Genomic DNA, 17,802 nt, shown 5'->3' on the forward strand with positions numbered 1-17,802 from the left:
CGAATGGTCGTCGCCGCCACGCCTGCTGGCAGCGCTGCGGCCCCCGGGGGCCAGCGCCACGTCATCTGCATGAAATGGGGCACGAAATACGGCCCCGAATACGTCAACCGGCTCTATGCCATGGTGCGCAGGCACCTGTCGGGCCCGTTCCATTTCGTCTGCCTCACCGACAACAGCGCCGGCATCCGCAGCGAGGTGCAGTGCCTGCCCATCCCGCCACTGGACCTGCCCGCGGGCATCCCCGAACGCGGCTGGACCAAGCTCGTCACCTTCAGCGCCGACCTGCACGGGCTCAGGGGCACGGCCCTGTTCATGGACGTGGACGTGGTGGTCACCGGTTCGCTCGATGGTTTCTTCACCGAGCCCGGCGAATTCCTCATCATCCACGATTACAAGCGCCCCTGGCGCATCACCGGCAATTCGTCGGTCTACCGCTTCGAGCTGGGCGCGCACCCCGATGTGCTCGATTACTTCCGTGGCCACTTCGCCGAGATCCGCGAGCAGTTCCGCAACGAGCAGGCCTACCTGTCGGATTTCCTGCACCGCCAGGGCAAGCTCGCCTACTGGCCCGCAGCCTGGTGTCCGAGCTTCAAGTACCACGGCATCCCTGCCTGGCCCAGCAACTACTGGAAGGCACCCTTCGTGCCGCCAGACGCACGCATCGTGATCTTCCACGGCGAGTGCAACCCGCCCGACGCGCTGGCCGGCCGGCGCAACCGGCGTTTTCGCTACATCCGGCCCGCCACCTGGGTGGCGGAGCACTGGCACGAGTGATCAGGCCCCGGGCTGGGCGGCTGCCGGCCCGGCTTCGCCATTGACCGAGGCCGGCGGGACCTGCACGGTGCGCCGCAGCACCACCAGCGCACATACCCACTGCAGCACGTACATGCCCGTGCCCACGGAATGCCACAGGCGCAGGTCCTGCCGCGCCACGATGCGCGGCGACACGCCGAACTGAACCAGCAGGGCGAGCAGCAGGCCCCCGAGCACGAAACCCAGCGCCGCCTGGGCCCAGGGCTCCTGGACTTCCTCATGCCGGCGCCGGGAGATGAGCAGCAGCAACATGCAGCAGGCGACCGTGACCCAGGTCTGCGCCGCGAACAGCTTGGCCGCCATCTGCCCGGCGATCGCGGCCGAGGGCAGGTGGGCGAACAGCAGGGGCACCACCAGGAAACCCACGGTGGTGAGGCTGCCCCACCACAGGGCGGCAGCCAGGGCCGGAAGGCGCGCAGCGGTCATGAAAGCAAAAAGGCCTGGCCTCAGACGTAGCTGACGGCCACCACTTCGTAACGGCGAACGCCACCGGGCGCCTGCACTTCGGCGGTATCGCCCTCTTCCTTGCCGATCAGCGCGCGCGCGATAGGGCTGGAAACGTTGATCAGGCCCTGCTTGAGGTCGGCCTCGTCCTCGCCCACGATCTGGTAGGTCACCGTATCGCCGGTCTCTTCGTCCTCGAGCTCCACCGTGGCGCCGAACACCACCTTGCCGCCCGCATCCACCGCGGTCGGATCGATGATCTGCGCGGCGGACAGCTTGCCTTCCACTTCCTGGATGCGGCCTTCGATGAAGCCCTGGCGGTCCTTGGCAGCTTCGTACTCGGCGTTCTCGCTCAGGTCCCCCTGGGCGCGGGCGTCGGAAATGGCCGTGATCACCCAGGGGCGGTCCACGGTCTTCAAGCGGTGCAACTCTTCGCGCAGCTTCTCCGCGCCGCGCTTGGTGATGGGAATGGTGGTCATGTCCGTCGTCGTTCGGGTTGTCAAAAAAACGACACCGCCGGGCGCAGGCCGGGCGGTGTCATGGACATGATTATGCCGCGTGTTGGGCGCGCTTCAAAGCACCCTAGAAACCCGCAAAAAAGAGGCGATGTTTTCAATCCCGACCGGCGCGCTCGATGCTTGACGCCGCCAGCGCCGGGTCGGAGAAGCAGATCTCGTGGCTGCCCTGGCACTCCACCAGGCGGAACAGGCCCAGCCGCTCCGACAGGCGCGGGTGCCAGGGCAGGCTGTGGGGCAAGGCCACGTCCTGCTGGGCATTGAGGTAGCTCTTGCCGATCTCCAGCGCCGCCAGGGGCGCGGGCAGGCGCGCGGGTTCGGTGAAGGTGCGGTAGGGATGCGCGTTGAGCAGTGCGTAGCTGCTTTTCGCCAGGGCCTCGTCGGCATCGTTGATGAAGGCCTCGCGCCAGATGGGGTACGGCAGCATCACCGCGTTGCCGTTGGCCGCGGCGATGCCATCGAACAGCGCGCGGTAGTGCGGCGGCACCAGGTCGTTGAGGCACTCGCCGTCCTGCGGGACAAAGGCGTTCCAGTACACCAGCCGGCGGATGCGCCCCGGCAGCCGTGCCGGCATGTGGCTGATGACCATGCCGCCATAGCTGTGGCCCACCAGGCGCACATCGCGCAGGTCCTGGCCCTCGATGAAGGCCGCGAGCGAGTCCACCGCATCGGCCAGGCCCGTGGCCGCGCGGTCGTCGCCCGGCCGGTTGCCGGCCAGCGTGGGGCAATGCACGGTATGGCCACGCGCGCGCAGGTGGCCGGCCGTGGCCTCCATCTCGGCGCCAGTGTGCCAGGCGCCATGGACCAGGACATAGGTATCCGCCATCGTTGTCTCCTTCGTTGGTTGTGACAGGCTGGGCGACATGCCCTGCCCTGGCGATACCTTAGGAAGAAGACGGGTGCCTGGATGGCCTGTGCGTGCCAAGCCCCTGTGCTGTGTGTGCCAAGGCTTTCAACGCCGCCGCCACGCGGCCGGCGACATGCCCATGGCGCGCTGGAAGGCACGCGCGAAGTGCGATGCATCGGCAAAGCCGCAGCGCCGCCCGATCTCGGCCACGGAGACATGGGCCAGTTGCGGGCGGCGCAGCAGATCGCCGGCACGTGCCAGGCGCAGCTGGCGCAGCGTGCCCGCAAAGGTGCTGCCCCGCGCCGCAAACGCTCGGTGCAGGGTGCGCAAGGAGATCCCGGTCTCATCGGCCAGCACCTGTGCCGACAGGCCGCCCTGGTCGATCCGGGCCGCCATGAGCGCAGACAGATGGGCGTGCAGGCCCTGGGCGGCACCGGCAGGCACCACGGGCTGCTCCAGCGCGGCCGACAGCAGGGCCCCCAGGTGGTCCGACAGCAAGGCGGGCGGCAAGGCCTGGGCCGAGGCCGGATCACGCGCGAGCTGCACCGCCAGGGCGCCCAGACTCTGGCCCCAGCCCTGGTCGCGCCAGGCCACGCGGGGCCCGCGCGCCTCGGCCTGGACCAGCCACTGCCCCACCCAGGCACGCGGCAGCTGCAGCGAGACGCAGCCCACGCCTTCGGGAAAATGCAGCTCGTAGGGCCGGGCCGAATCCACCAGCGCCACGTCACCCGGGCGCAAATGGGCCACCTGCCCGTCCTGGCGCACATGCCAGGAGGATTCAGCCTGGGCGATCAGATAGAACGGCAATTGCCGGCTGCAGGCAATGCCGGCGGGCGTACGGTACACATCCTGGGTGGAGGCCCGCACCTGGTTGACCGAGAGGCTGGCCACCGGCAGGCTCTGCAGCACGCCATCGAAGGTGGTCGCCTCGCGCGAGCTGCAGTCCATCTCCAGGAAAGCCTCGCAGATGGCGCCCACCCAGTAGTCCAGCCGCGCCGCAGGCGCGACCACCTCGGTCGACCATCGGCGCAGGGGCTGCGGGGCAGGTGCGGTAGCGGCAGGCATGGCGCCAATCTAGCGGCAAGACCCAACGGCAGGCAACAGGGCAAGCCCGCAGGCAAAGAAAAAGCCCCGTGGAGGTGCGCTCCACGGGGCTCGGCGGCCACGGCTGGCCGGCGGGATCAGGCTGCCGCGAGCTGCGCGTGCAGTTCCTGCACCGAGTACACGTCCAGCTTGTCCATGTACTTCATGCCTTCCACGGCCGCCTCGGCGCCGAAGATGGTGGTGAAGGTGGTCACGCGGGCCAGCAGCGACGAAGTGCGGATGGCGCGCGAATCGGCGATCGCGTTGCGGCGCTCTTCCACGGTGTTGATGACCATCACGATCTCGTTGTTCTTGATCATGTCCACGATGTGCGGGCGGCCCTCGGTCACCTTGTTGACCACCTGCACCGGCACGCCGGCCGCATCGATGGCGGCGGCCGTGCCCTTGGTAGCCACGAGCTCGAAGCCCATGGCCACGAGCTGGCGAGCGATGTCCACGGCACGCGGCTTGTCGGCGTTCTTCACGGTGAGGAACACCTTGCCCGAGGTGGGCAGCTTGGTGCCCGCGCCGAGCTGGCTTTTCACGAAGGCTTCGCCGAAGGTCTTGCCCACGCCCATGACTTCGCCGGTGGACTTCATCTCGGGGCCGAGGATGGTGTCCACGCCGGGGAACTTCACGAAGGGGAACACGGCCTCCTTCACGCTGAAATACGGTGGTGTCACTTCCTTGGTGATGCCCTGCGAGGCCAGCGTCTGGCCGGCCATGCAGCGCGCGGCCACCTTGGCCAGCTGGATGCCGGTGGCCTTGCTCACGAAAGGCACCGTGCGCGAGGCGCGCGGGTTCACTTCGAGCACATAGATCACGTCCTTGCCGTCGACTTCCTGGATCGCGAACTGCACGTTCATCAGGCCCACCACGCTCAGGCCTTCGGCCATGGCAGCGGTCTGGCGCTTGATCTCGTCAATGGTCGGCTGCGACAGGTAGTACGGGGGCAGCGAGCAGGCAGAGTCGCCGCTGTGCACGCCAGCCTGCTCGATGTGCTCCATCACGCCACCGATGAAGGTGACGCCTGCGGAGTCGCGCACGCAGTCCACGTCGCACTCGATGGCGTTGCTCAGGAAGCGGTCCAGCAGCACAGGCGAGTCGTTGCTCACCTTGACGGCCTCGCGCATGTAGCGCTCCAGGTCGCGCTGCTCGTGCACGATTTCCATCGCGCGGCCGCCCAGCACGTAGCTGGGGCGCACCACCAGGGGGTAGCCCAGGGCGGCGGCCTTTTCCAGGGCCTCGGGTTCGGTGCGCGCCGTGGCATTGGGCGGCTGGCGCAGGCCCAGGTCACCGAGCAGCTTCTGGAAGCGCTCGCGGTCTTCGGCCGCATCGATCATGTCGGGGCTGGTGCCGATGATCGGCACGCCCTCGGCTTCGAGGCCCAGGGCGAGCTTCAGGGGCGTCTGGCCGCCGTACTGCACGATCACGCCGACCGGCTTTTCCTTGTCCACGATCTCCAGTACGTCTTCCAGCGTCACGGGCTCGAAGTACAGGCGGTCGGAGGTGTCGTAGTCGGTGGAGACGGTCTCGGGATTGCAGTTGACCATAATGGTCTCGTAGCCATCCTCGCGCATCGCCAGCGCTGCGTGCACGCAGCAGTAGTCGAACTCGATGCCCTGGCCGATGCGGTTGGGACCGCCGCCGAGCACCATGATCTTCTTGTTGTTCGTCGGTGCGGCCTCGCACTCTTCCTCGTACGTGGAGTACAGGTAGGCGGTGTTGGTGGCGAACTCGGCGGCGCAGGTGTCCACGCGCTTGTAGACCGGGCGCACGTTGAGCGCGCGGCGCGCTTCGCGCAAGGCCTTCTCGGTGGTCTTGAGCAGCTTGGCCAGGCGGCGGTCGGAGAAGCCCTTTTGCTTGAGCGTGCGCAGCGTGGTCGCATCGATCGCGGCCAGTGCGCCCTCGCCCTTCTCGGCCGCAAGCTGGTCGATATCGAGCTCGATCTTCACGATCTGCTCGATCTGCACCAGGAACCAGCGGTCGATCTTGGTCAGCTCGAACACCTCGTCGACCGACAGGCCCATGGCGAAGGCGTCGCCCACGTACCAGATGCGCTCGGGGCCGGGCTCGCCCAGCTCCTTTTCGAGCACTTCGCGGTCCTGGGTCTTCTCGTTCATGCCGTCCACGCCCACTTCCAGACCGCGCAGGGCCTTCTGGAACGATTCCTGGAAGGTACGGCCCATGGCCATGACCTCGCCCACGGACTTCATCTGCGTGGTCAGGCGGCTGTCGGCCGTGGGGAACTTCTCGAACGCGAAACGCGGGATCTTGGTGACCACGTAGTCGATGGAAGGCTCGAACGAGGCCGGCGTGATACCGCCCGTGATCTCGTTGCGCAGCTCATCGAGCGTGTAGCCCACGGCCAGCTTGGCCGCGACCTTGGCGATCGGGAAACCCGTGGCCTTGGAGGCCAGCGCCGAGGAGCGCGAGACGCGCGGGTTCATCTCGATCACGACCATGCGGCCGTCCTTGGGATTGATCGAGAACTGCACGTTGGAGCCGCCCGTGTCCACGCCGATCTCGCGCAGCACCGCCAGCGAGGCGTTGCGCATGATCTGGTATTCCTTGTCGGTCAGCGTCTGCGCGGGGGCCACGGTGATCGAGTCGCCGGTGTGCACGCCCATCGGGTCCAGGTTCTCGATGGAGCAGATGATGATGCAGTTATCCGCCTTGTCGCGGACCACTTCCATCTCGTACTCCTTCCAGCCGAGCAGCGATTCTTCGATCAGCAGCTCGTTGGTGGGCGAGGCTTCCAGGCCGCGCTTGCAGATGGTCTCGAACTCTTCGGGGTTGTAGGCGATGCCGCCGCCCGTGCCGCCGAGGGTGAAGCTGGGGCGGATCACGGTGGGGAAGCCCACCTGCTTTTGCACGCCCCAGGCCTCTTCCATGCTGTGGGCGATGCCCGAGCGCGCCGAGCCCAGGCCGATCTTGGTCATCGCGTCCTTGAACTTCAGGCGGTCTTCGGCCTTGTCGATGGCCTCGGGCGTGGCGCCGATCAACTCAACCTTGTACTTGTCGAGCACGCCCTGGTGCCACAGGTCGAGCGCGCAGTTGAGCGCGGTCTGGCCGCCCATGGTGGGCAGGATGGCGTCGGGGCGTTCCTTGGCGATGATCTTCTCGACCGTCTGCCAGGTGATGGGCTCGATGTAGGTCACGTCGGCCGTGGCCGGGTCGGTCATGATCGTCGCGGGGTTGCTGTTGATCAGGATGACCTTGTAGCCCTCTTCGCGCAGGGCCTTGCAGGCCTGCACGCCGGAGTAGTCGAACTCGCAGGCCTGGCCGATGATGATCGGGCCAGCGCCGATGATGAGGATGCTTTTGATGTCTGTACGTTTTGGCATGTTGCGTCGATCAGTCGATCGTGGGTTCGGCTGCCTGGGGACTGGCGGGCGTGGCGGCGGCTGCAGCGTCGCGGCGCGTGTTGATCTTGGCGATGAGCGCCTGCGCGCGCTCGGGCGGCAGGTTCTTCTGCATCAGCTGCAGCAGGCCATCGCCCTGCACCAGGGGCAGCAGCACTTCGGTTTCCGCGTCATAGAAGGTCACGTCCCATTCGGCCATGGCTTCGGCGAAGGTCTCGTCGTCCCAGGTCTTGCCCTTGGCCACCAGCGTGACCAGAGGCATGGCCTTGTTCTCGATGAAGGACTTCTTGTAGGGCTTTTGCGCCCAGCGCTCGATGAACCACTCGCGGTGCGGCGACGGCAGGGTCAGCACACGCTTGTGGATGGCTTTCTCGAGCGAGGCCTGGGGGAAGCTGAAGAGTTTCATGGCGCGGTTCCTTCAGGGGCTTATTGGGTGCGCGCGGCCCGCATCGCGTCAGTGAAGCGGTCGAACAGGTAGGCGATGTCGTGCGGGCCGGGCGATGCCTCGGGGTGGCCCTGGAAGCAGAACGCCGGCTTGTCCGTGTGCACCAGGCCTTGCAGCGTGCCGTCGAACAGGCTCACGTGCGTGGCGCGCAGGTTGGCAGGCAGCGAGTCCATCTCCACGGCAAAGCCGTGGTTCTGGCTGGTGATGCTCACGCGGCCGGTATCCAGGTCCTTCACGGGGTGGTTGGCACCGTGGTGGCTGTTGACCATCTTGAAGGTCTTGGCGCCTGCGGCCAGGGCCATGATCTGGTGGCCCAGGCAGATGCCGAAGGTGGGCACGCCGCTGTCGACGATGGTGCGTGTGGCTTCGATGGCGTAGTCGCAAGGCTGTGGATCGCCAGGGCCGTTGGAGAGGAACACGCCATCGGGCTTCATGGCCAGCACGTCGGCGGCAGGCGTCTGGGCCGGCACCACGGTGACCTTGCAGCCGCGCTGCGCGAGCATGCGCAGGATGTTCTTCTTCACGCCGTAGTCGTAGGCCACCACATGGAACTGCGGTGCCTCGAGCTGGCCGTAGCCCTTGCCCAGCGTCCACTCGGTCTCGGTCCACTCGTAGCGGGTCTTGGTCGACACCACCTTGGCCAGGTCCAGCCCGGCCATGTTGGGCGCGGCCTTGGCGGCCGCCAGGGCTTCGTCGATCAGAGCCTGCGTCACGCTCTGGCCTTGTGCCAGGCCGATGATGGCGCCGTTCTGGGCACCCTTTTCGCGCAGCAGGCGGGTGAGCTTGCGGGTGTCGATGTTGGCGATGGCCACGGTGCGTTCGCGCACCAGGTACTGCGACAGCGTTTCGGTGGAGCGGAAGTTGCTGGCCAGGAGCGGCAGATCCTTGATGATCAGGCCTGCGGCATGGACCTTGTCGGCTTCGATATCCTCGGTGCTGACGCCATAGTTGCCGATGTGCGGATACGTCAGGGTGACGATCTGCTGGCAGTAGCTCGGGTCGGTAAGGATTTCCTGGTAGCCGACGATGGAGGTGTTGAACACCACCTCGCCGACGGTGGTGCCGGTGGCACCGATCGAATTGCCGATAAAGACCGTGCCGTCTGCGAGCGCCAGGATGGCGGGCGGGAAGGTTCCCTTGAGAGACAAAAGCACTGGGTTCTCCGAATGGTTACGGTCGCCCGGAGTCGCAGGAAGAGGTCCTGGGACTGCTGTTTGTGGGAAGTTTGCTTTGGGTGCGGCCGGGCGACGTGTTTGCGGGAAAGCCTCCAATTGTAGCCTGAGAGGCCCATCTTGCAGGATTAACCCGGTATTTTGCCCTGCATTTGCCGCCACTTGCCGGCCGCTGGCTCGCTGCTGCATGGTCGCGCAGGCTGCGCACCGCGCTATCACTTGCATAGCAAATTTCATTGTAACAAGCGGCGACAACTGCTGCATGTCCTTGCACCGGTGTTGGCCGCAGCGCTGCGCCGCCCGGCGGCGATGGCGCGACCACGGCGCCGTCTCGGGATCCGAGAAGCTTTTCACGAAACGACACAACTTCCCGGCGCGGCAGGCAGGCCCGACGGGGGCCCTCCGCTAGACTTTCCCGTATCGTTTGACACACCGAGAGAGACGGGATGACCAAGACTTCAATCGCACTGGCGTGCGCACTGTTTTCCACCCTGGCCGTCGCCCAGGACCTGGCGGCCTACCCACAGGTCTTCACCGGCCCGCAGGGCCTGGAGGTGGTGCTGGCACCGACCACCGACGGCAAGGCCGCGCTGATGCGCGTGAGCGGCGTCAACAACCCCATCGACAAGGTAGTCCTCCTGGGCAAGCAGGAGCAGCGCGGCAGCGGCAGCGAGGCCTATGTGACCACGATCGATGGCCGCGACTGGGGCCTGGTTCACAAGCAGGCCAACCGCTATGGCGGCGGCGAGCGCTATGTAACCTACCTGCCGGGCCGCCAGGGTGCGGTGGACTTGGCCTTCGACGAGAAGAAGAGCAAGGCCCTGAACATTGCCGAACTCAAGACTGCCTATGCCCGCCAGCAAAAGGACGGCGTGCAGGAAAAGCTCGCCCGCTTCGACCGCGACAAGCAGCTGGCCTCTGCCCAGGCGGAGCTGACCAGCACCGATACCTCGGCCAGCACCGCCTGCGGCAGCCCGGTGAAGACCGCAGTGGACTGGAAGACCATCGACGACGACAAGCTCAAGAAGCTCAGCATCCAGAGCTTCTGCGGCGAAGTCGCCTCGCAGATCGGCAGCATGTGCGGGAGCAATGCCGGCTTCAAGGCCAAGGCCGCCACGCTGGGCCAGGTCCAGTGCCAGTTCGGCCCCGAGATGAAGCTGCGCGTGGAGGGCCAGAAACTGGTGTTCACCACGCACCAGGATGCGCCCAACCAGGGCGACTTCGTCCAGCAGTTCCTGCGCAACCAATAGTACGGCTTTGCCTTCGGGCGCCTAGCGTCGTTGGTTCGCCTTGCCGTGCTACAGCACTGTCTGCGGCTTCCCGCCTAGCTATACGCCCGAATCCAAATCCGTACGGGTAGGTGGATCAGCGCCCTGCCGACAGGGCGCGTTGCGCCGCACTCGCGTGCAGGCAGATGGCGGCGGCCGCGCCCACGTTGAGCGACTCCTCCCCGCCGGGCTGGGCAATGCGGATGTGGTGGCTTGCTCGCTCCTGCAGCACCGTGCCCACGCCCTGCCCTTCGTGCCCCATGACCCAGGCGCAGGGCCAGGGCAGCTCGGCGCGGTGCAGGTAGTCGCCCTGGTGCGAGCTGGTGACAAGCATGGGCAGTTGCAGGCCCGCCAGGTCTTCGGGTGCCAGGCCTTCGATCAGGTCGAGCGCGAAATGCGCGCCCATGCCGGCGCGCAGCACCTTGGGCGACCACAGCGCAGCGCTGCCCTTGAGCGCCAGCACCTGCCGAAAACCGAAGGCCGAGGCACTGCGCAGGATGGAGCCGACATTGCCTGCGTCCTGCACACGGTCGAGCACCACGGCGGCCACACCGGCCCGGGGGGCCTTGCCATCAGGCAGGTCGAGGAGGAAACCCATCTTCGCGGGCGACTCCAGGCCACTGATGTCGGCAAACAGCGTGTCGGCCAGCACCACCACCTTGGGTGCGGCCTTGCCCCATTCGGGCTGGGCCGTGGGCCACAGCGATTCGGCGAACACCGCCACGGCCGGCGCCACGCCGCGCTCCAGCGCCGCGCGGCACAGGTGGTCGCCCTCGAGCCAGACACGGCCCTGCTTGCGGTAGGCACCGTTGTCCTGCGCCAGGCGGCGCAGGTCCTTGACCCAGGCGTTGTCGCGCGAATGGATGGCTGTGATGGAAGATGATGTCATGGAAGGACGAAGCTGCCGCGCAGGGAAAGGAGCGGCCAGAGGCCTCAGGCGCTGATGTGTTCGGAGGCAAGGGGCGACACCAGCACCTGCGCCACGGGCGCGAACGAGCGCCGGTGGTGGATGCAGGCGCCATGGGTGCGCAGGGCTTCCATGTGCACCAGGGTGCCATAGCCCTTGTGGGCCGAGAAGCCGTAGTGCGGGAAATGCGCATCCACCTCGTTGCACCAGCGGTCGCGGTGGACCTTGGCGAGGATGGACGCGGCGGAGATAGATTTCACCAGCGCGTCGCCCTTGACGATGGCCTCGGACGGCACGTCGAGCCGGGGCAGTTGGTTGCCATCCACCAGCACGCGCACGGGCTTCAAGCGCAGGCCCATCACGGCGCGGCGCATGGCCAGCAGCGTGGCCTGCAGGATGTTCAGCTGGTCGATCTCCTCGACGCTGGCCTCGGCGATGGCAAAGCACAGGGCCTTGGCACGGATCTCATCGAACAGGGCCTCGCGGCGCAGCGCCGTGAGCTTCTTGGAATCGTCGAGCCCGGCAATGGGGCGCATGTCGTCGAGGATGACGGCGGCAGCCACCACGGGCCCGGCCAGCGGGCCGCGGCCGGCCTCGTCCACGCCGGCCACCAGGCCGGGCGGGTGCCAGTCCAGGCTCACCTGTTCAGACAGCAGTGGTGGCAAGGATTTTCTCGATCGCATCGGCAGCCAGTTGGGAGGTGTCGCGCCGCAGGCTCGCATGCAGCGCGGAAAAACGCTGTTCCAAAGCCGTGATGGTAGCGGGATGCTGCGATTTTGCATCCAGCCATTGCAGCGTGGCGTCGCACAGCGCCTGCGGCGTGGCCGCATCCTGGATCAGTTCGGGCACGACGAATTCGCCGCACAGGATGTTGGGCAGCCCGACCCAGGGCTGCAGCTGCTTGCGCTTCATGAGCCACCAGCTCAAGGGGTGCATGTGGTAGCCGATGACCATGGGGCGCTTGAACAGCGCCGCCTCCAGCGTGGCCGTGCCGCTGGCGATCAGCGTCACGTCGCAGGCCGCCAGCACCGTGTGCGACTGGCCGGTGACGATCTGCAGCATGTCGGCCACGCCCTGCGCGCGCGCAGCCTCTTCGATGCGCGCCTGCAGCGCGGGCACGGCTGGCACCACCATGCGCAGGTTGGGGCGCGCCTTGCGCAGCAGCGCCGCCGCAGCGAAGAACGCGGGCGCGATGTACTGCACCTCGGCCGAACGGCTGCCCGGCAGGATGGCCAGCACCTCGTCGGCATCGGCCAGCCCCAGGCGCGCACGCGCGGCGCCGCGGTCCGGCACCTCGGGGATCACGCTGGCCAGCGGATGGCCGACGTAGGTGGCGGCAATGCCGTGGCGCGCCAGCAGCTCGGGCTCGAAGGGGAAGATGCACAGCACATGGCCGGCGCTCTTGCGGATCTTCTCCACACGGTCGGCACGCCAGGCCCAGATGGAAGGGCAGACGAAATGCACCGTGGGAATGCCGGCGGCGCGCAGGTCGGCTTCGAGCCCCAGGTTGAAGTCGGGCGCGTCCACACCGATGAAGACGTCGGGCCGGTCGGCCAGCAGGCGCGTGCGCAGTTGCTTGCGAATGCCGAGCAGTTCGCGCAGGCGGCGGAGCACCTCCATGCTGTAGCCGTGCACGGCCAGTTTGTCGCTGGGCCACCAGGCCGTGAAGCCGCGCCTGGCCATCTGCGGCCCGCCGATGCCGTGCGCCGTGGTGGCCGGCCAGCGGGCCTGCACGCCATCGAGCAGCAGGCCGGCCAGCAGGTCACCCGAGGCTTCGCCTGCGACCATCGCCACGCGGGGCGCCTTGTCCGTCATTCGGAAATCCCTCGGACCGGGATCAGCGGGCAATGCCCGCGGCCGAAGCCTCGAGGAAAGCGTCCATCAGTGCCACGTCGGTGGCGGCTTCGGGCATTTCCCCGGGCAGGGCCAGGATGAGCTTGCGCGCCTCGTCCAGGGTCAGGCCCTGGCGGTACAGCAGCTTGTGCATCTCGCGGATGGCCGCGATGCGCTGGGCCGAGAAATCGCGCCGGCGCAGGCCCACCAGGTTCACGCCACGCACGGCCAGCGGGCTGCCGTCCACCACCATGTAGGGCGGCACGTCCTTGTTGACGTGGCTGGAGAAACCGACCATGGTGTGCGCGCCGACGCGCACGCGCTGCAGCACGCCCGTGAGGCCACCCACCGTGGCCCAGTCGCCCACCTCCACGTGGCCGGCCAGCGTGGTGTTGTTGGCCAGGGTGGTCTGGTGGCCGATGGTGCAGTCGTGCGCGATGTGCGCGTAGGCCATGATCCAGTTGTCGTCACCCACCGTGGTCTCGCCACGGTCCTGCACCGTGCCGGTGTTGAAGGTGCAGAACTCGCGGATGGTGTTGCGGTCGCCGATCACCAGGCGCGTGGCTTCACCGGCGTACTTCTTGTCCTGCGGAGCGGCGCCCAGCGAGGCGAACTGGAAGATGCGGTTGTCCTGGCCGATGGCGGTGTGCCCTTCGATGACGCAGTGCGCCCCCACCGTGGTGCCGGCACCGATCACCACGTTCGGGCCGATCACGGCAAAGGGCCCCACCTGCACCGAAGGGTCCAGGCGGGCGCCGTCGGCAACGACGGCGGTGGGATGGATGTTGCTCACGTTCGACACCGGCGCAAGCGGATCAGCCTACCTGGCGCATGGTGCACATGAGTTCGGCCTCGCAGGCCACTTCCTCGCCCACGCAGGCCAGGCCCTTGAACTTCCAGATGCCGCCGCGCACGCGGTCGATGGTGATGGTCATCACCAGCTGGTCGCCCGGCTCCACGGGGCGCTTGAAGCGCGCACCGTCGATGCCGACGAAGTAGTAGATGTTGTTCTCGTCGGGCACCTTGCCCATGGCATCAAACGCCAACAGCCCGGCGGCCTGGGCCAGGGCTTCGAGGATCAGCACGCCGGGCATCACCGGGCGGCCCGGAAAGTGCCCCATGAAGTACGGCTCGTTGAAGGTGACGTTCTTGATCGCCTTGATGTGCTTGTTGCTCTCCAACTCGATCACCTTGTCCACCAGCAGGAACGGGTAGCGGTGCGGCAGTTGCTTGAGAATCGCGTGAATATCCATCATCGAGTTGTTCTTCCGTTCATGCTGCCTTGAGAGCTTGCTCCAGCGCCTTGATGCGCTCTCGCAAGCTGTGCAGTTGTTTGAGTGTTGCAGCGTTTTTTTCCCACCGCGCATTGTCGTCGATGGGGAACATGCCGGTGTACTGGCCCGGCTGGGTCAATGAGCGGGTGACCACGGTGGCCGCAGAGATATGCACATTGTCGGCCAGCGTGAGGTGGCCCAGCACGATGGCGCCGCCGCCCACCGTGCAGTGCGCGCCGATGGTCGCACTGCCCGCCACGCCGACGCAGCCGGCCATGGCCGCATGCTTGCCGATGCGCACGTTGTGGCCGATCTGGATCAGGTTGTCGAGCTTCACGCCGTCCTCGATGACGGTATCGTCCAGCGCACCGCGGTCGATACAGGTGTTGGCCCCGATCTCCACGTCGTTGCCGATGCGCACGGCGCCCAGTTGCTCGATCTTGACCCACTGGCCCTTCTCGGGCGCAAAACCGAACCCGTCGGCACCGATCACCACGCCGGAATGCACGATGCAGCGCTCGCCGACATGGCAGTTCTCGCCCACCGTCACGCGCGACCTGAGCACCGTGCCGGCGCCGATGTGCGCACCGCGCTCGACCACGCACAAGGGGCCGATGGTGGCGCTGGGATGCACCTGCGCCGAGGCATCGACCACGGCACTGGCATGCACCCCACCCGGCCCCGCAGGCGCGGTGTGCTGGCGCCACAGCTGGGTGGCGCGGGCGAAGTAGACGTAGGGGTTGTCCGCCACGATGCAGGCGCCCCGTGCCACGGCAGCCTCGCGCATCGCCGGGGCCACAATGACACAGGCCGCCCGGGAGGCGGCCAGTTGCTGCTGGTAGCGGGGGTTGCTCAGGAAGCTGAGATCCCCCGGCCCCGCAACCTCCAGTGGCGCGATGCGGGAGATGACGGTATCACCCGCCCCTCCTTCCAGCGTGCCCCCCAGCGCATCGACGATGTGCCCGAGACGCAAGCTCACACGCCACCCGCCCAGCGCTGGTAAGGCTGCTTACTTAGCAGGCGCTGCATTGAGCGCCTTGATCACCTTGTCGGTGATGTCGTGCTTGGGGTTGATGTAGGCGACTTCCTGCAGGATCACGTCGTACTTCTCGGCCTCGGCGACCTGCTTGACGATCCGGTTGGCGCGCTCTTGCAGGGCTGCGTACTCTTCGTTGCGGCGGGCGTTCAGGTCTTCCTGGATTTCGCGGCGCTTGCGCTGGAAGTCACGGTCCTGGTCCACCAGCTGGCGCTGGCGGACGGCGCGCTGGCTCTCGGCCAGCGTGGGGGCTTCACGCTCGAATTTCTCGGAAGCAGTCTTCAGGGCATTGCCCATGTCCACGAGATCCTTCTCGCGGCGCGTGAATTCCTGCTCGAGCTTGGCCGATGCCGCCTTGGCCGAGGTGGCCTCGCGCAAGATGCGGTCGGTGTTGATGAAACCGGCCTTGAAGGACTCTTGCGCTTGCGCGGGAACCGCCATGGCAAAGCTGCCAAGCAACATGACCAGGGCGAAATGGCGGGAAAGGGAGTTCATTAGAAAGACGTTCCAATCTGGAATTGCAGTTTCTGGATTCTATCGCCAGCAAACTTGCGTACCGGTTGTGCAAAGGCCAGGCGCAGCGGGCCCAGCGGGGAAATCCAGCTCAGGCCCAGCCCCACGGAGGCTCGCATGTCGCTGGCGGTTACTTTTTCATGCTCGCCATACACATTGCCTACATCCATGAAGGTGAAGACGCGCAGCGTACGGTCGTTGCCCGCGCCCGGGAAGGGTGCGATCAGCTCGGCATTGAGGGTGACCTTCTTCGGGCCGCCCAGGGAGGAGCCCGTCACGTCGCGCGGACCCAGGGTGCCCTGGTCGAAACCGCGCACCGAGCCCAGGCCGCCCGAGTAGTAGTTCTTGAACACGGGGAACGGCCGGCCGTTCATGCCCTTGCCGATGCCCAGTTCGCCGTTGAAGGCCAGCGTGAAGCGCTTGTTCAGCGGCACGTACTGCTGGTACTGGTAGTTGGCGCGCACATAGCGGGCATCGCCGGCCACCGACCATTCGGAATTCACGCGCTGGTAGCGGCCCGAATTGGGGGCCAGCGCGCTGTCGCGATCGTCGCGCGACCAGCCGATGGTCAGCGGGATCGAGGTGCTCTTGTAGCCGAAGTTGTCGGCATAGGCCAGGTAGGTGGCGGGGATGTTGGTGCCGGGCTTGATGGTGGTCTGCTCCAGGCCGCCACCGAAGAACACCGTGTCCGTCTCGCTGAACGGCACGCCAAAGCGCATCGAGCCACCGGTGGTCACCAGCTGGTAGTTGCCGCCCTGGTCCTCGTAAGGCTTGTCGGTGCGGTAGTACAGGTCCACCGTGCGCGAGATGCCTTCGTCCGTGAAATACGGGTTGGTGGTGCTGAACACCAGCGTGCGGCGGTACTTGCTGGTGTTGACGTCCACACCCAGGTAGTTGCCGGAGCCGAAGAAGTTCTCCTGCTTGATGCCGAAGGACAGGGCCACCTTTTCGGCGCTGGAGAATCCCACGCCCATCTGCAGCGAGCCCGTGGGCTTTTCGGCCACGTTGATCACCAGGTCCACCTGGTCGGGCGAGCCCGGCACCTCCTGCGTCTCGACATTGACTTCGGTGAAGAAGCCCAGGCGGTCGACGCGGTCGCGCGACAGGCGGATGCGCTCGCCGTCGTACCAGGAGGCCTCGTACTGGCGGAACTCGCGGCGGATCACTTCATCGCGCGTGCGGTTGTTGCCGCTCACGTTGATGCGGCGCACGTAGGCACGGCGCGAGGGCTCGACCTGCAGCACCAGGGCCACGCGGTTGTTCTCGCGGTCGATCTCGGGCACGGCCTCCACGCGCGCAAAGGCAAAGCCGAAGCGGCCGAAGTACTCGGAGAAGGCCTTGGTCGTCTCCGTCACCTGGTCGGCGTTGTAGGGCTCGCCGGGGCGGATGGTGATCAGCGACTTGAATTCGTCCTCGCGCTCCAGGTAGTTGCCTTCGAGCTTGACACCCGAGACCACGAAGCGTTCGCCTTCGAACACGTTCACGGTGATCGAGATGCCCTGCTTGTCCGGCGAGATCGCGACCTGCGTCGACTCCACGCGGAACTCCAGGTAGCCGCGCTGCAGGTAGTAGGTGCGCAGGGTTTCCAGGTCGGCATTGAGCTTGGCGCGCGAATAGCGGTCGGACTTGGTGTACCAGCTGAGCCAGCCGCCCGTGTCCTGGTCGAACAGGCCCTTGAGCGTGGATTCGCTGAAGGCCTTGTTGCCGACGATGCGCACTTCGTTGATGCGCGCGGGTTCGCCCTCGACCACCGAGAAGGTGAGGTTCACGCGGTTGCGCTCGATCGGCGTCACCGTGGTCACCACCTCGGCGCCGTACAGGCTCTTGTTGATGTACTGGCGCTTGAGCTCCTGCTCGGCGCGGTCGGTCAGCGCCTTGTCGTAGGGGCGGCCTTCGGTCAGGCCGACTTCGCGCATGCTCTTCTTGAGGGCATCCTTGTCGAACTCGCGGGTGCCCGAGAAGTCCACGTCGGCGATGGTGGGGCGCTCTTCGACCACCACCACCAGCACGTTGCCCGAGGCTTCCAGGCGCACGTCCTTGAACAGGCCCAGGCCGAACAGCGCGCGGATGGCCGCAGCGCCCTTCTCGTCGTTGTAGTCATCGCCCACGCGCAGGGGCATGGATGCGAAGATGGTGCCGGGCTCCACGCGCTGCAGGCCCTCCACACGGATGTCCTGCACCTTGAAAGGCTCCAGTGCCCACGCCGCGTTGGCGACAAAGACCATGGCTGCAATGGCCGATGCGGTACGCACGCCCAGGCGATTGATTGGATTTTTCATGAATGGAA

The 17,802-nt window shown here is 66.6% G+C and carries 17 protein-coding genes; 2 read left to right on the forward strand and 15 right to left on the reverse strand.

The window, feature by feature from the left end:
- Nucleotides 1–3: 3 nt before the first annotated feature.
- A complete protein-coding gene (locus AC07PA_RS18820; protein WP_007852334.1) occupies nt 4–774 on the forward strand; it encodes a hypothetical protein in 771 nt (256 codons plus the stop codon).
- Here the strand turns inward: AC07PA_RS18820 and AC07PA_RS18825 are convergent, their stop codons facing one another.
- From AC07PA_RS18825 to carA, 7 genes are all read right to left on the reverse strand, one after another.
- Nucleotides 775–1,239, reverse strand: coding sequence for a DUF4149 domain-containing protein (locus AC07PA_RS18825; RefSeq protein WP_494606212.1), 465 nt, complete (start codon nt 1,237–1,239; stop codon nt 775–777). It lies immediately after the preceding gene.
- 20 nt (nt 1,240–1,259) lie between these two features.
- Nucleotides 1,260–1,736, reverse strand: coding sequence for a transcription elongation factor GreA (gene greA, locus AC07PA_RS18830; protein WP_007852327.1), 477 nt, complete (start codon nt 1,734–1,736; stop codon nt 1,260–1,262).
- 133 nt (nt 1,737–1,869) lie between these two features.
- Nucleotides 1,870–2,598: an alpha/beta fold hydrolase gene (locus tag AC07PA_RS18835; RefSeq protein WP_494606214.1), complete on the reverse strand. Its 729-nt coding sequence runs from the start codon at nt 2,596–2,598 to the stop codon at nt 1,870–1,872.
- 126 nt (nt 2,599–2,724) lie between these two features.
- Nucleotides 2,725–3,684, reverse strand: a complete 960-nt coding sequence (locus AC07PA_RS18840; RefSeq protein WP_007852320.1) for a helix-turn-helix domain-containing protein — start codon at nt 3,682–3,684, stop codon at nt 2,725–2,727.
- A 116-nt stretch (nt 3,685–3,800) separates the two neighbouring features.
- Complete coding sequence (carB, locus tag AC07PA_RS18845) at nt 3,801–7,049, reverse strand: carbamoyl-phosphate synthase large subunit (RefSeq protein ID WP_494606216.1); 3,249 nt, start codon at nt 7,047–7,049, stop codon at nt 3,801–3,803.
- Nucleotides 7,050–7,059: 10 nt separating this feature from the next.
- On the reverse strand, nt 7,060–7,473 hold the full coding sequence (locus AC07PA_RS18850) for a hypothetical protein (protein WP_007852317.1): 414 nt from the start codon (nt 7,471–7,473) through the stop codon (nt 7,060–7,062).
- Between the two features lie 20 nt (nt 7,474–7,493).
- A complete protein-coding gene (gene carA, locus AC07PA_RS18855) occupies nt 7,494–8,666 on the reverse strand; it encodes a glutamine-hydrolyzing carbamoyl-phosphate synthase small subunit (protein ID WP_145698036.1) in 1,173 nt (390 codons plus the stop codon).
- Between the two features lie 464 nt (nt 8,667–9,130).
- Between carA and AC07PA_RS18860 the strand changes: the two genes are divergently transcribed.
- Entirely contained in the window at nt 9,131–9,934 is an 804-nt protein-coding gene (locus AC07PA_RS18860; RefSeq protein WP_494606219.1) for a hypothetical protein, read from the forward strand.
- Between the two features lie 115 nt (nt 9,935–10,049).
- Here the strand turns inward: AC07PA_RS18860 and AC07PA_RS18865 are convergent, their stop codons facing one another.
- From AC07PA_RS18865 to bamA, 8 genes are read right to left on the reverse strand one after another with little or no spacing between them, the layout of a single operon-like run.
- The gene (locus AC07PA_RS18865; RefSeq protein ID WP_494606221.1) at nt 10,050–10,841 is read right to left on the reverse strand and encodes a TrmH family RNA methyltransferase; all 792 of its coding nucleotides are present in this window, start codon (nt 10,839–10,841) and stop codon (nt 10,050–10,052) included.
- 44 nt (nt 10,842–10,885) lie between these two features.
- Entirely contained in the window at nt 10,886–11,542 is a 657-nt protein-coding gene (gene rnhB, locus AC07PA_RS18870) for a ribonuclease HII (RefSeq protein ID WP_494606223.1), read from the reverse strand.
- Nucleotides 11,505–12,674, reverse strand: a complete 1,170-nt coding sequence (gene lpxB / locus AC07PA_RS18875; RefSeq protein WP_494606225.1) for a lipid-A-disaccharide synthase — start codon at nt 12,672–12,674, stop codon at nt 11,505–11,507. Before lpxB ends, rnhB begins: the two co-directional genes overlap by 38 nt.
- A gap of 22 nt (nt 12,675–12,696) precedes the next feature.
- Nucleotides 12,697–13,494, reverse strand: a complete 798-nt coding sequence (lpxA, locus tag AC07PA_RS18880; RefSeq protein WP_494606227.1) for an acyl-ACP--UDP-N-acetylglucosamine O-acyltransferase — start codon at nt 13,492–13,494, stop codon at nt 12,697–12,699.
- Nucleotides 13,495–13,507: 13 nt separating this feature from the next.
- Nucleotides 13,508–13,948 (reverse strand): 3-hydroxyacyl-ACP dehydratase FabZ, encoded by a 441-nt coding sequence (gene fabZ, locus AC07PA_RS18885; protein WP_007852304.1) that lies wholly within the window; start codon nt 13,946–13,948, stop codon nt 13,508–13,510.
- Between the two features lie 16 nt (nt 13,949–13,964).
- The gene (gene lpxD, locus AC07PA_RS18890) at nt 13,965–14,945 is read right to left on the reverse strand and encodes a UDP-3-O-(3-hydroxymyristoyl)glucosamine N-acyltransferase (protein ID WP_007852302.1); all 981 of its coding nucleotides are present in this window, start codon (nt 14,943–14,945) and stop codon (nt 13,965–13,967) included.
- Between the two features lie 30 nt (nt 14,946–14,975).
- Nucleotides 14,976–15,497, reverse strand: a complete 522-nt coding sequence (locus AC07PA_RS18895; RefSeq protein ID WP_007852299.1) for an OmpH/Skp family outer membrane protein — start codon at nt 15,495–15,497, stop codon at nt 14,976–14,978.
- Nucleotides 15,497–17,794: an outer membrane protein assembly factor BamA gene (bamA, locus tag AC07PA_RS18900; protein WP_145698041.1), complete on the reverse strand. Its 2,298-nt coding sequence runs from the start codon at nt 17,792–17,794 to the stop codon at nt 15,497–15,499. Before bamA ends, AC07PA_RS18895 begins: the two co-directional genes overlap by 1 nt.
- Between the last annotated feature and the right edge of the window lie 8 nt (nt 17,795–17,802).

This window comes from Acidovorax sp. GW821-FHT09B03 (genome assembly GCF_059418305.1).